13 protein-coding genes are annotated in these 12,478 nt (G+C 61.3%); 4 read left to right on the forward strand and 9 right to left on the reverse strand.

The window, feature by feature from the left end:
* Positions 1 to 247 precede the first annotated feature (247 nt).
* Positions 248 to 1,234: a phosphate ABC transporter substrate-binding protein PstS gene (locus tag H045_RS20590; RefSeq protein ID WP_003231722.1), complete on the reverse strand. Its 987-nt coding sequence runs from the start codon at positions 1,232 to 1,234 to the stop codon at positions 248 to 250.
* Positions 1,235 to 1,402: 168 nt separating this feature from the next.
* The gene (locus H045_RS20595) at positions 1,403 to 2,692 is read right to left on the reverse strand and encodes an MFS transporter (RefSeq protein WP_003231723.1); all 1,290 of its coding nucleotides are present in this window, start codon (positions 2,690 to 2,692) and stop codon (positions 1,403 to 1,405) included.
* A gap of 405 nt (positions 2,693 to 3,097) precedes the next feature.
* Between H045_RS20595 and H045_RS20600 the strand changes: the two genes are divergently transcribed.
* A complete protein-coding gene (locus tag H045_RS20600; RefSeq protein ID WP_003176975.1) occupies positions 3,098 to 3,502 on the forward strand; it encodes an acyl-CoA thioesterase in 405 nt (134 codons plus the stop codon).
* A gap of 58 nt (positions 3,503 to 3,560) precedes the next feature.
* Positions 3,561 to 4,460, forward strand: coding sequence for a D-hexose-6-phosphate mutarotase (locus H045_RS20605; protein WP_003231724.1), 900 nt, complete (start codon positions 3,561 to 3,563; stop codon positions 4,458 to 4,460).
* 115 nt (positions 4,461 to 4,575) lie between these two features.
* On the opposite strand, the gene H045_RS20610 is transcribed toward H045_RS20605, so the two are convergent.
* From H045_RS20610 to H045_RS20640, 7 genes are all read right to left on the reverse strand, one after another.
* Complete coding sequence (locus H045_RS20610; RefSeq protein ID WP_003231725.1) at positions 4,576 to 5,112, reverse strand: DUF3299 domain-containing protein; 537 nt, start codon at positions 5,110 to 5,112, stop codon at positions 4,576 to 4,578.
* 77 nt (positions 5,113 to 5,189) lie between these two features.
* Positions 5,190 to 5,435, reverse strand: a complete 246-nt coding sequence (locus H045_RS20615) for a GlsB/YeaQ/YmgE family stress response membrane protein (protein WP_003231726.1) — start codon at positions 5,433 to 5,435, stop codon at positions 5,190 to 5,192.
* Between the two features lie 105 nt (positions 5,436 to 5,540).
* A complete protein-coding gene (locus H045_RS20620; protein ID WP_003231728.1) occupies positions 5,541 to 6,626 on the reverse strand; it encodes a 5-(carboxyamino)imidazole ribonucleotide synthase in 1,086 nt (361 codons plus the stop codon).
* An 11-nt stretch (positions 6,627 to 6,637) separates the two neighbouring features.
* A complete protein-coding gene (gene purE / locus H045_RS20625; RefSeq protein ID WP_003231730.1) occupies positions 6,638 to 7,129 on the reverse strand; it encodes a 5-(carboxyamino)imidazole ribonucleotide mutase in 492 nt (163 codons plus the stop codon).
* Positions 7,130 to 7,332: 203 nt separating this feature from the next.
* The gene (locus tag H045_RS20630) at positions 7,333 to 7,677 is read right to left on the reverse strand and encodes a HipA domain-containing protein (protein WP_015373331.1); all 345 of its coding nucleotides are present in this window, start codon (positions 7,675 to 7,677) and stop codon (positions 7,333 to 7,335) included.
* Positions 7,677 to 7,973 (reverse strand): helix-turn-helix domain-containing protein, encoded by a 297-nt coding sequence (locus H045_RS20635; RefSeq protein ID WP_003231733.1) that lies wholly within the window; start codon positions 7,971 to 7,973, stop codon positions 7,677 to 7,679. The genes H045_RS20630 and H045_RS20635 overlap by 1 nt, the downstream gene beginning before the upstream one ends.
* 84 nt (positions 7,974 to 8,057) lie before the next feature.
* Positions 8,058 to 8,969 (reverse strand): LysR substrate-binding domain-containing protein, encoded by a 912-nt coding sequence (locus H045_RS20640; protein ID WP_003231734.1) that lies wholly within the window; start codon positions 8,967 to 8,969, stop codon positions 8,058 to 8,060.
* A 181-nt stretch (positions 8,970 to 9,150) separates the two neighbouring features.
* Between H045_RS20640 and aspA the strand changes: the two genes are divergently transcribed.
* Together aspA and H045_RS20650 are read left to right on the forward strand one after the other, a co-directional pair.
* Positions 9,151 to 10,575 (forward strand): aspartate ammonia-lyase, encoded by a 1,425-nt coding sequence (gene aspA, locus H045_RS20645; RefSeq protein WP_003231735.1) that lies wholly within the window; start codon positions 9,151 to 9,153, stop codon positions 10,573 to 10,575.
* A gap of 389 nt (positions 10,576 to 10,964) precedes the next feature.
* Positions 10,965 to 12,410 carry an alanine/glycine:cation symporter family protein gene (locus H045_RS20650; RefSeq protein WP_003231736.1) on the forward strand — a complete coding sequence of 482 codons (1,446 nt, stop codon included), beginning with the start codon at positions 10,965 to 10,967 and terminating at the stop codon, positions 12,408 to 12,410.
* Positions 12,411 to 12,478 lie beyond the last annotated feature (68 nt).

A 12,478-nucleotide genomic window follows, 5' to 3' on the forward strand; every position in this document is an offset into this window, starting at 1 on the left:
CGCGAATGCGGCGCTTGCGTTGCAGCTCAGGCGTATTGAAATCAATGCGCTTGGGGGGGGAAGTCGTTGTCATGGTGGAATTGGCCAGATCATTCATGCGCACACCCTAGCGGTCCTGTATGACAGAAAGATGACAATGCGGTGACGCAGAAAATCCGCCGCGCAGCGGGGCTGGCAGCGGATAAAAGGATTTTGGGTGCAGTGCGCTCCCACAGGGAAGCATCCATCTACACCCGGTATTACGGGCTTAGTTGCCTTCTTTCAGACCCAGGTCAGCCAGCGCCTTGGCGGCAACCTTGGCTGGCAGTGGGATGTAGCCGTCTTTCACGACAACTTCCTGGCCCTGCTTGGAAAGCACAAGCTTCACGAACTCGGCTTCCAGCGGGGCCAGAGGCTTGTTCGGGGCTTTGTTGACGTAAACGTAGAGGAAGCGCGACAGCGGGTACTTGCCGTTCAGGGCGTTTTCTTCGGTGTCTTCGATGAAGTCCGTGCTGCCTTTTTTGGCCAGGGCCACGGTTTTCACGCTGGCGGTCTTGTAGCCGATGCCCGAATAACCGATGCCGTTGAGCGAGGAGCTGATCGACTGCACAACCGAAGCCGAGCCCGGCTGTTCGTTCACGTTAGGCTTGTAGTCGCCTTTGCACAGGGCTTCTTCCTTGAAGTAGCCGTAGGTGCCGGAAACCGAGTTACGACCGAACAGTTGCACCGGCTTGTTGGCCAGGTCGCCGGTCACACCCAGGTCGCCCCAGGTTTTCACGTCGGCTTTGGCACCGCACAGGCGAGTCGAGGAGAAAACTGCATCGACCTGCTCCATGGTCAGGTGCTGGATCGGGTTGTCCTTGTGCACGAACACCGCCAATGCATCCACGGCCACCGGGATAGCGGTGGGCTTGTAGCCGTACTTCTGCTCGAAGGCCGCCAGTTCGGTGTCCTTCATCTTGCGGCTCATCGGGCCCAGGTTGGAAGTGCCTTCAGTCAGCGCAGGAGGCGCGGTGGCGGAGCCGGCAGCTTGAATCTGGATGTTGACGTTCGGGTATTCCTTCTTGTAGCCCTCAGCCCACAGGGTCATCAAGTTAGCCAGGGTATCGGAACCAACGCTGGACAGGTTGCCCGACACACCAGTGGTCTTAACATAAGCCGCAATTGCCGGGTCAACACCAGCGGCCACCGCGTTGGCGGTCGCAACGCCAGCGGCGACAAAAGTCATTGCCGCCATCAAACGCTTCAGTTTCATGCCTTGCTCCTAGCAGATAGGGATAGTTGGATCGGGGCCAAGTATCGAGAGGCCGTGTGAACACTCTATGTCGAGAATATGACAGTTGGATGAAAGGCCACTATCGCAAGCAAGGGGGACTTGGGCGTCCCCGAAGAGGCTTCCCACGCAGAACGTGGGAGCCATCAATCAGCGTCCACGCTTCCAGAGATACCCGCCTACCAGCATCCCCATCACGCACAGCACGGCAACATAGTAGGAAGGGCCCATCGGGCTTTCCTTCATCAGCAGCGACACCGCCAGCGGCGTCAGCCCGCCGAAGATGGCGTAGGCCACATTGTAGGAAAACGACAAGCCGCTGAAACGCACCACGGGCGGAAAGGCTTTGACCATGACGTAAGGCACCACGCCGATGACACCGACAAACAGGCCGGTCAGGGTGTACAGCGGGAAGAGCCAGTTAGGGTGCTCGATGAGGCTGTGGTACAGCGTCCAGGACGTCGCCAGCAGCAGCAGGCAACCGCTGACCAGCACGCGCCCGGCGCCGAAGCGGTCGGCCAGTGCGCCGGCGGCGATGCACCCCAGGCTCAGGGTAACAATGGCCAGGCTGTTGGCTTGCAGCGCCGTCGTGGGGCTGAAGTGGTAGACAGTTTGCAGCACGGTTGGGGTCATCAGGATAACCACCACGACGCCGGCCGACAGCAACCAGGTCAGCAGCATCGACAGCACGATGGCGCCCCGGTGGTCGCGCAATACCGCACGCAACGGCAGCTCGGCGGCCAGGGCCTTGCGTTGCTGCATCTCGGCGAAGATCGGCGTTTCATGCAGCCAGCGACGCAGGTACACCGACAGCAGGCCGAACACCCCGCCCAGCAGGAACGGGATGCGCCAGGCGTAATCCGAGACTTGCTCGGGGCTATAAATAGTGTTGATCGCCGTGGCCACCAGCGAACCCAACAGGATACCGGCGGTGAGACCGCTGGTCAGGGTGCCGCAGGCGTAGCCGATGTGGCGCGGCGGGACGTGTTCGGAGACGAACACCCAGGCGCCGGGCACTTCACCACCAATTGCCGCGCCCTGAATGACGCGCATCAGCAGCAGTAACAGCGGCGCCCACAGGCCGATCTGCGCATAGGTCGGCAGCAGGCCCATGATCAGGGTGGGTACGGCCATCATGAAGATGCTCAGGGTGAACATCTTCTTGCGGCCCAGCAGGTCACCGAAATGCGCCATGATGATGCCGCCCAGTGGGCGTGCCAGGTAACCGGCGGCGAAGATGCCGAACGTCTGCATCATGCGCAGCCATTCCGGCATGTCGACGGGGAAGAACAGTTTTCCGACCACCGTGGCGAAAAACACAAAGATGATGAAGTCGTAGAACTCCAGCGCCCCGCCCAAGGCAGACAGCGACAGGGTTTTGTAGTCGTTGCGGGTCAGCGGGCGCGAAGGTGGCGCACTGCTTGCGGGCACGGAGGACATGGCAAGGCTTCTCTTATAGTAATCAGCGTAATAGGACGGCGCGCCGTGACGGGCGGCGGCTTGGCAAGATAGCAAATCGCTTGTAAAAGCACAGCGCCAGGAGAACAGTTGCCCGCAAAAGCCCCCGTACAGCGCCTGATTAGCGACCAAATGAGCCCCGGGAGGTCGTAGTGACGCCAACCTGTGGATATACTCGGCCCTTGCAAGTGCAAGAACCCCAGTGTTGACGGGCTGCTGTGCCAAAACGCCGTTGGGTGCCATCCAGCCGATTTGGCAGAGTTTCCCTTGAGTACGCCTTACGAGAAACGCATCGAGCGGTGTATGTTGGTGCTGAAACGTTTTTCCGCAAGACGGCTATCCATTTGAAATACCCATGAAGCGTCACGGGTCAGAGGCACCCTCGGCATGATCGAACTCGAACAAGAAGATCCAATCCCGCAAGGCGATCTCGCCCTGCAAATCACCGCGCTCCCCCGTGAAACCAACGGCTTTGGCGATATCTTCGGCGGCTGGCTGGTCGCGCAGATGGACCTGGCAGGCACGGCAATGGCCAGCAAGGTCGCCGGTGGTCGCGTGGCCACCGTGGCGATTGATCGCATGGCCTTTCTGGTGCCGGTGGCCGTGGGCGCGCAGCTGTCCTTCTATACCCAGGCCCTGGAAATCGGCCGCAGCTCGATCCAGATGATGGTCGAAGTGTGGAGCGACGACCCGCTGTCCAGCGAATGGCGCAAGGTGACCGAGGCGGTGTTCGTGTTTGTCGCCATCGATGGCAGTGGGCGCACTCGCTCGGTGCCGTCACGCGCGCGTTAAACCTCGCGCGGTTTTGACGGTCCATTGCCCCATTGCCTGCCATTGAGAGAGCTGTCACATGCCGACGCCCCACGTTGAAACCGTAAAGATCGACGAACTGGACTGCTGGCGTATTCGCCACAACGGCGCCGAACTGATGGTGGCCCAACAGGGCGCGCATGTCTTCAGCTATCAGCGCCAGGGCGAGCAGCCGCTGATCTGGCCGAACCCCGAGGCGGTGTTCAAGCAGGGCAAAGGCATTCGTACCGGCGTCCCGGTGTGCTGGCCCTGGTTTGGTGTATTCGACCGTAACCCGCAGAGCGTGAAGGCGATGCGCCAAAGCGAACAGCCGGCCGGTGCCCATGGTTTTGTCCGAACTGCGATCTGGGAATTGGCTGCGACCGAACTCGAGGGTGAAGCACTGCGTGTGGACCTGGCCCTGCCAGCGCCTGCCGGCGGCTTTCCTGGCTGGCCCCATCAGGTCGACCTGAAGCTGAGCCTGCTGCTGGACGACCAACTGCACATCCGCCTGACCAGCCACAACCGTGACGACCACACCGTGACACTCAGTCAGGCGCTGCACACCTATTTCGCGGTCAGCGATGTGCGCAACGTGCAGGTTGAGGGTCTGGATGGCCTGACGTATATCGATACCGCCGATGGCTGGACCGAGAAACAGCAGTCCGGCCTACTACCGTTCGCCGCCGAGACCGACCGTATCTATCTCGACACTCCGACGCAGCTCAACATCGTCGACAAAGACTGGCAGCGCCGCATCCAGCTCACCAGCCAGGGCTCCCACTCCACCGTCATCTGGAACCCCTGGACCGAACGCGCCAAGGCGTTTGATGACATGGCCGACGATGGTTGGACGGGCATGTTGTGCATCGAGACGACGAATGTGCTGGATGATGTGGTGGCATTGGCCCCGGGCGAAAGCCACACCCTGGCCGTGAGCATCACAGCCCTGCCCCTGTAAACCCGATTCAAATGTGGGAGCTGGCTTGCCTGCGATAGCATCACCTCGGCATTACTGACACACCGAGGCGTCTGCATCGCAGGCAAGCCAGCTCCCACACCGGCAGGTTCGTTTCTTACAGGTCGGATTCCTTGACTACGCGGACCTTGCCCGCGTCCAGCGCATACGCCGCATCCGCCAAATCGTTATTCACCTTCTCCACCTTCAACGTTCCCGTGACCCACAGCGGCGTGTAGATATCATCCAGCTTCAGCCCCTTGGGATAGCGCACCAGCACCAACTGGTTGGGCGGGGGTGGCGGCACGTGGATACAGGCGCCCGGGTATGGCACCAGGAAGAACAGCGTGCTGCGACCCTTTGCATCGGTTTCCAACGGCACCGGGTAGCCGCCAATGCGGATGTTCTTGCCGTTCATGGCGGGCACAGTCTTGGTGGAATACATCACCGCCGGCAACCCCTTGCTTTGCTTGAGGCCGCCCTTGTCGGTGAAGGTGCCTTGGGCTTCGGGGGAGTTGTGGTCGATCTCGGGCATGGCTTCGAGGGCTTTCTGGTCCGACAGGGGCATCAGGTCGAGCCAGTCGGTTTCCGGCAGTTCACCGGCGTGCGCCAGGCCTGAGCCCAGCAGGAGGAGTGTCAACAGTAGACGGCGCATGGAGAGGCTCGGCAAATTCAAGTGCCGAGTATTCTAGCCCTCTGCGCCTGCGCAGCGCAGAGGACTTTGTCGGCTGATTACTTCCTTTTGATCAGGCCGTAGATCACCAGCAGCACGATGGCACCGACCAGCGCGCCTAGGAAGCCTGCGCCTTGACCGGCCTGGTAGATACCCAGCGCCTGACCACCGTAGGTCGCGGCCAGGGAGCCGGCGATACCTAGCAGGATGGTCATGATCCAGCCCATGCTGTCGTCGCCGGGCTTGAGAAAGCGAGCCAGCAGGCCGACGATCAAGCCGATAAAAATGGTTCCGATGATACCCATGGCATTTCCCTCTGATTGGTGTGAGTCATGCCAAAGCCCGGTCAGGCTTTGCCATCCTGCAATCAGAGGGACGGCGGTGACCAATGGTTCCCGCCATTGCCAGGCTTATTGTTCGGCGATCAGCGCTTCGACCTTGAGGATCTGCGCCTGCAGCGTCTCGCGGTCCTTGCAGCGCAGGTTGGCGTGACCGACCTTGCGCCCGGCCTTGAAGGCCTTGCCGTAGTGATGCAGGTGGCAATCATCGATGGCGATCACCCGCTCCACGGGCGGCACCGAGCCGATGAAATTGAGCATGGCGCTCTCGCCGATTTTGGCTGTGGAGCCCAAAGGCAAGCCCGCTACCGCCCGCAGGTGGTTTTCGAACTGGCTGCACTCGGCGCCTTCGGTGGTCCAGTGCCCGGAGTTGTGCACCCGTGGCGCTATTTCGTTGGCCTTGAGGCCACCGTCCACTTCAAAGAACTCGAAGGCCATCACCCCGACGTAGTCCAGTTGCTTGAGCACGCGGCTGGAATAGTCTTCGGCCAGGGCTTGCAGAGGATGGTCGGTGCTGGCCACGGACAGCTTGAGAATGCCGCTGTCGTGGGTGTTGTGCACCAGTGGGTAGAAGCGGGTTTCACCGTCGCGGGCGCGCACGGCGATCAGCGACACTTCGCCGGTGAACGGCACGAAGCCTTCCAGCAGGCAGGCGACGCTGCCCAGTTCGGCGAAGGTGCCCACCACGTCGGCCTCGCTGCGCAGCACTTTCTGGCCCTTGCCGTCGTACCCCAGGGTGCGGGTCTTGAGCACCGCCGGCAGGCCGATGCGGGCGACGGCGGCGTCCAGGTCCGCCTGGGACTGGATGTCGGCGAAGTCCGGGGTCGGAATACCCAGGTCCTTGAACATGCTTTTTTCGAACCAGCGGTCGCGCGCAATGCGCAGCGCTTCGGCGCTCGGGTACACCGGCACGAATTGCGACAGGAATGCCACGGTTTCAGCCGGGACGCTTTCGAACTCGAAGGTCACCAGATCGACTTCGTCGGCCAGTTGGCGCAGGTGATCCGGGTCACTGTAGTCAGCACGCAGATGCTCACCCAGGGCGGCCGCGCAGGCGTCCGGCGCAGGGTCCAGGAAAGCGAAGTTCATCCCCAGCGGGGTGCCCGCCAGAGCCAGCATACGACCCAGTTGGCCGCCACCGATTACACCGATTTTCATCAATAACAACCTCAGGCGATGCGTGGGTCTGGATTGTCCAGCACGCTGTCTGTCTGCTCGGCACGGAATTTTTTCAGCACCGCGTGAAACTGCGGGTGCTTGGCGCCCAGGATGCTGGCCGCCAGCAAGGCGGCGTTGATCGCGCCGGCCTTGCCGATCGCCAGGGTCGCCACCGGGATGCCGGCGGGCATCTGTACGATGGACAACAGCGAGTCCACGCCCGAGAGCATCGACGACTGCACCGGCACCCCAAGCACAGGCAGGTGGGTCTTGGCCGCACACATGCCCGGCAAATGCGCCGCACCGCCGGCACCGGCGATGATCACCTCGATGCCACGGGATTCTGCCTCATCGGCATACTGGAACAGCAGGTCCGGAGTGCGGTGGGCAGAGACCACCTTCACTTCGTACGCAATGCCGAGTTTTTCCAGCATATCGGCGGTGTGGCTAAGGGTGGACCAATCGGACTTGGAGCCCATGATCACGCCAACCAATGCACTCATCGTCGTGCCTCTTCTCTCTGGGCGCCCGCAGGCGCGTCAAAAAACAACAAGCCACGCAGGAAATCCGGCGTGGCTTGGTGTACGAAATAAGGCCGGTTGGACCGGCCGAAGGCCGCGCAGTATACCGTAATAATCGGGATAAACAGCCCCTTGGATGACCATCTGTCCAACGGCGCAAAGCGGCGGTTTTATTGACTCGGGAGTCAGCGACGAGGTCCTGGTAATGGGCGCTTGGTCGCGAAGAAATGCTCAATTTCCCCGCTGGGCATTTGCATGTCCAGCACGCGCGACTCAGCCATGGTCACCCCGGCGTCCCTGGCCATTTCGGCATAGGCAAACTCGATACGCCCGGTTTCAACTGGCTCGTGCAGAGCCCTGAACTTAACGATCCAATGGTCGTAGCCCTGGGGAAGAGGTCCAAAGGCGTGGGAGGCATTCTTCCCATCGTCAGAAAGAGCCAGAATCGCCTTTGGGCGCGCGCCGCCGGGCGAGCCGCCCGCGAGTCGCAGCGCAGCCAGTGCCTGCACGTGCTTTAACGTCTTGGTCATCACCTCATACCTCGCTTGCGCTTGGCGTTTTTCAGCTCATCGTATGAGCCTGGGTGCTCCGGCTTGAAGAGTCTGGTCACGCCACTCAACTCATCAAGTGCGGTGGCAATGAGGATCAGCGCCTCAAGGGTTACCACGCCAGTCAGTTCGAATCGCTTGATCGTCGACTCTGAAACCCCCGAATTCTCAGCAAGCGTTTTTCGCGAGAGATTTTTGGAGAGGCGGCGTTTTTTTGCATTGCTGCCTACCTCCCTGGCGATTTCCGCAGGTGAAGAGAATAGATAGATGAACGACATACGCCGATCTCCATCTTTAAAAAGGCTATATATGACCCGCTAAGCCGTAATATCAATTAAAAGGCTCATATATGAGCTTTAATATCAGACACTACTCTGCGCGGCTCCACCCTCCAACTTGCGCCACAACAACCGCACATTCGCCTTGCGCACCAACGCGCACCGGTACAACCGAATCTCCAGCGGCACATGCCACTGCGGCCCGCCACACACCACCAGTTCACCCCGCGCCAGCTCAGCGCGCACACTCAACTGCGGCACCCAGGCGATGCCCAGGCCTTCGAGGGCCATGCTCTTGAGGCTGTCGGCCATGGCGGTCTCGTACACGGTGGTGAAACGCAACGCGCGCTGGCGCAGGAGCAAATGCACCGACCGCCCGAGAAACGCGCCGGCGCTGTAGGCCAGCAAAGGCACGCTGCCTTCGCCTTCCAGATCGAACAGTGGTTTACCGTCGGCATCGGCGGCGCACACCGGGAGCATTTCGGTATTGCCCAGGTGCAGCGAGGGGAAGATTTCGGCGTCCATCTGCATCGCGGCGTCCGGGTCGTAGAACGCCAGCATCAGGTCGCAGCCGCCTTCGCGCAGGGCGTGCACAGCGTCGCCAACGTTGGTGGCGACCAGCCGTGTGGCGATGTTCAAACCTTCGTTGCGCAGTTGGGCGATCCAGCGCGGGAAGAAACCCAGCGCCAGGGAGTGGGCGGCGGCCACTTGCATGACTTCGCCCTGGCCGCCTTCCAAGTGATGCAAATGGCGTAGCACTTCGCCCAACTGTTCGACCACCGTACGCGCGGTGACCAGAAACAGCTGCCCCGCCGCTGTCAGCTCCACCGGCGTGCGCGAACGGTTGACCAGCGTCAGGCCCAGCGCGGCCTCCAGGCTGCGGATACGCCGACTGAACGCCGGCTGGGTGACGAAACGCCGCTCCGCCGCCTGGGAAAAGCTGCGCGTCGCCGCCAGGGCGCTGAAGTCTTCCAGCCATTTGCTCTCAAGGTTCATCACTGCCTCCAAGGCCACGCACCATTTTGGCACACACGCCCGTCATGATAGCTGGGTCACGCCGACATTATGCCGTTTGTGCATAGCCCAGTGTTTAACAGCATTGGCCCAAAAACGTCCACACGCCTAGCATTCGCAGCGTTCCGGCCTGTTCCGGGTCCTTATCGAGATGATTTCCGTCATGTCCTCCGCTGCATCATTCCGCACAGAAAAAGACCTGCTTGGCGTACTCGACGTACCGGCTCAAGCGTATTACGGCATCCAGACCCTGCGAGCGGTGAACAACTTCCGCCTCTCGGGCGTTCCGATTTCGCATTACCCGAAATTGGTGGTCGGTCTGGCAATGGTCAAGCAGGCGGCGGCGGATGCCAACCGCGAACTGGGCCAGCTCAGCGACGCCAAGCACGCCGCCATCAGCGAAGCCTGTGCCCGCTTGATCCGCGGCGATTTCCACGAAGAATTCGTGGTGGACATGATTCAAGGCGGCGCCGGCACTTCAACCAATATGAATGCCAACGAAGTCATCGCCAATATCGCGCTGGAGGCCATGGGTCACCAGAAGGGCGAATATCAATACCTGCATCCCAACAACGACGTGAACATGGCGCAGTCGACCAACGACGCCTACCCCACCGCGATCCGTCTGGGTCTGCTGCTGGGTCACGACGCACTGCTGGCCAGCCTCGACAGCCTGATTCAGGCGTTCGCCGCCAAGGGCGTGGAGTTCGGCCATGTGCTGAAAATGGGCCGCACCCAATTGCAAGACGCCGTGCCGATGACCCTCGGCCAGGAATTCCGCGCCTTCGCCACCACCCTGAGCGAAGACCTGGCCCGCCTGAAGACCCTGGCGCCGGAGCTGCTCACCGAAGTGAACCTGGGCGGCACCGCCATCGGCACCGGCATCAACGCCGACCCGCGCTACCAGGCCCTGGCCGTAGAACGCCTGGCCCTGATCAGCGGCCAACCACTGGTGCCGGCCGCAGACCTGATCGAAGCCACTTCCGACATGGGCGCCTTCGTGCTGTTCTCCGGCATGCTCAAGCGTACCGCGGTGAAGCTGTCGAAAATCTGCAACGATCTGCGCCTGCTGTCCAGCGGCCCACGCACCGGCATCAACGAGATCAACCTGCCGGCCCGCCAGCCAGGCAGCTCGATCATGCCAGGCAAGGTCAACCCGGTGATTCCGGAAGCGGTCAACCAAGTGGCATTCCAAGTCATCGGCAACGACCTGGCGCTGACCATGGCGGCCGAAGGCGGCCAACTGCAGTTGAACGTGATGGAGCCGCTGATCGCCTTCAAGATCTTCGACTCGATCCGCCTGCTGCAACGCGCCATGGACATGCTGCGCGAGCACTGCATCGTCGGCATCACCGCCAACGAAGCACGCTGCCGCGAACTGGTGGAACACTCCATCGGCCTGGTGACCGCGCTGAACCCTTACATCGGCTATGAAAACGCCACCCGCATTGCGCGAATCGCCCTGGAAAGCGGTCGCGGCGTGCTGGAACTGGTGCGCGAAGAAGGCTTGCTCGACGACGCCATGCTCGACGACATCCTGCGCCCCGAAAACATGATCGCTCCACGTCTGGTCCCGTTGAAGGCCTGATGTTCGTTGCACCGCTCACCAGGTTGAGGGACTAGACACCTCTCACCTTTTGAGGGCCTGAAGGCTCGTTCTTCAGGCCCTTTTTTTTGCCTTGAGGTTGCGAAATGACGCCTATAAAAAATCCAACATCGCCCTGCAAACCCGACTTGCCCGATTCAGTGTTGCTGAAGCCTTTAATCGGCCCATGCAGACGGATCACGCGCGCCTAGGTATAGTGCCGCCCCTCATCGCGTCTGCGGCCATCGGTAACGGGGCCCGGAACAACGCGAAGCGCATGAATAACAACACCCGCAAAAGGATTGGGGTCGAAGCGTCGTGCACTGCCTGGTGCCGAGCGATGCGTCGAGCCCTCCTGCGTTTGCCATTAAAAAATCAGCGAGGAACACTCCATGCTCGAAGTCATCAACGACTTCCTCTCAGGGAAAGTACTGATCGTGCTCATTGTCGGGCTCGGTGGTTATTTCACGATTCGCTCGCGATTCGTTCAGCTGCGCCACTTTTTCCACATGTTTTCGGTGTTCAAAGACAGCCTGAAGAGCAGCTCCGGCCAGCTCAGTTCGTTTCAGGCGCTGATGCTCAGCCTGGCAGGCCGCGTCGGTGCCGGTAACATCGCGGGCGTCGGCATTGCCGTGACCCTGGGTGGCCCGGGTGCCGTGTTCTGGATGTGGGTCACCGCGCTGGTGGGCATGTCGTCGAGCTTTATCGAGTGCTCCCTGGGCCAGCTGTACAAGCGTACCGACGCTGAAGGCGCCTACCGTGGCGGCCCGGCCTATTACATCCAGCACGGCCTGCACAAACGCTGGCTGGGCATGGTCATGGCGTTCCTGCTGCTGGTGACCTTCGGCTTTGCCTTCAACGGCCTGCAAGCCCACGCCGTGACCCACTCGCTGAACAACGCCTTTGGTCTGGACACCACCTACACCGGCCTGGCGCTGGCAGTATTGCTGGGCCTGGTGTTCATCGGCGGGATCAAGCGCATCGCGTCGATTGCCGACCTGCTGGTGCCCGTCAAAACCCTCATCTACATCGCCGTAACCCTTTACGTGATCGTGCTGCAATTCGACCACGTACCGGCCATGCTCGCGACCATCGTCAAGAGCGCCTTCGGTCTCGACCAGGCCTTCGGTGGCCTGGTGGGCAGCGCGATCATCATGGGCGTCAAGCGCGGCGTGTTCGCCAACGAAGCAGGCCTGGGCAGTGCGCCCAACGTGGCCGCCGTCGCGTCGGTAGAGCACCCGATTGCCCAGGGCGTGGTCCAGGCGTTCAGCGTGTTCCTCGACACCTTCGTGATCTGCACCTGCACCGCGCTGCTGATCCTGCTCTCGGGCTTCTACACCCCGGGCTTTGAAGGCGACGGCATTGCCCTGACCCAGAACTCCCTGGCCGCAGTGGTCGGTGACTGGGGCCGCATGTTCATCTCGGTGGCCCTGGCGTTGTTCGTGTTCACCTCGATCATGTACAACTACTACTTGGGCGAGAGCAACCTGCGCTTTCTGGTCGGCAACAACCGCAAGGTGTTGATGGGCTACCGCGCGCTGGTGCTGGTGCTGATCTTCTGGGGTTCGATCGAGAACCTGAGCACCGTATTCGCCTTCGCCGACATCACCATGACCCTGCTCGCGTTCGTCAACCTGTTCGCCCTGGCGTTCCTGTTCAAGATCGCCATGCGCATCCTGAACGACTACGACAGCCAGCGCGCCGCTGGCATCAAGACGCCGGTGTTCGATTCCAGCCAGTTCCCGGATCTGGACCTGGACCGCAGCGCCTGGCCGGCCAATCCGGCAAAGCCGCAGCAAGCGCCAACCGCTGAACTGAGCGCGCACGCACCGCGCTGAGTCTAGAGAGATGACACGCCGCCCGGCCTTGGGCATGCTCTGGGCCCGGCGGCGTTTTTCGTTCAGGA

It is taken from the genome of Pseudomonas poae RE*1-1-14 (assembly GCF_000336465.1).
In the GTDB taxonomy this organism is placed as follows: Bacteria; Pseudomonadota; Gammaproteobacteria; order Pseudomonadales; family Pseudomonadaceae; genus Aquipseudomonas; species Aquipseudomonas poae.

Excerpts from the sequence above, each read along its gene's own strand:
- H045_RS20590 (WP_003231722.1), bottom strand. The coding sequence starts at position 1,234 with ATGAAACTGAAGCGTTTGATGGCGGCAATGACTTTTGTCGCCGCTGGC.
- H045_RS20595 (WP_003231723.1), bottom strand. The coding sequence starts at position 2,692 with ATGTCCTCCGTGCCCGCAAGCAGTGCGCCACCTTCGCGCCCGCTGACC.
- H045_RS20600 (WP_003176975.1), top strand. The coding sequence starts at position 3,098 with ATGATCGAACTCGAACAAGAAGATCCAATCCCGCAAGGCGATCTCGCC.
- H045_RS20605 (WP_003231724.1), top strand. The coding sequence starts at position 3,561 with ATGCCGACGCCCCACGTTGAAACCGTAAAGATCGACGAACTGGACTGC.
- H045_RS20610 (WP_003231725.1), bottom strand. The coding sequence starts at position 5,112 with ATGCGCCGTCTACTGTTGACACTCCTCCTGCTGGGCTCAGGCCTGGCG.
- H045_RS20615 (WP_003231726.1), bottom strand. The coding sequence starts at position 5,435 with ATGGGTATCATCGGAACCATTTTTATCGGCTTGATCGTCGGCCTGCTG.
- H045_RS20620 (WP_003231728.1), bottom strand. The coding sequence starts at position 6,626 with ATGAAAATCGGTGTAATCGGTGGCGGCCAACTGGGTCGTATGCTGGCT.
- purE (WP_003231730.1), bottom strand. The coding sequence starts at position 7,129 with ATGAGTGCATTGGTTGGCGTGATCATGGGCTCCAAGTCCGATTGGTCC.
- H045_RS20630 (WP_015373331.1), bottom strand. The coding sequence starts at position 7,677 with ATGACCAAGACGTTAAAGCACGTGCAGGCACTGGCTGCGCTGCGACTC.
- H045_RS20635 (WP_003231733.1), bottom strand. The coding sequence starts at position 7,973 with ATGTCGTTCATCTATCTATTCTCTTCACCTGCGGAAATCGCCAGGGAG.
- H045_RS20640 (WP_003231734.1), bottom strand. The coding sequence starts at position 8,969 with ATGAACCTTGAGAGCAAATGGCTGGAAGACTTCAGCGCCCTGGCGGCG.
- aspA (WP_003231735.1), top strand. The coding sequence starts at position 9,151 with ATGTCCTCCGCTGCATCATTCCGCACAGAAAAAGACCTGCTTGGCGTA.
- H045_RS20650 (WP_003231736.1), top strand. The coding sequence starts at position 10,965 with ATGCTCGAAGTCATCAACGACTTCCTCTCAGGGAAAGTACTGATCGTG.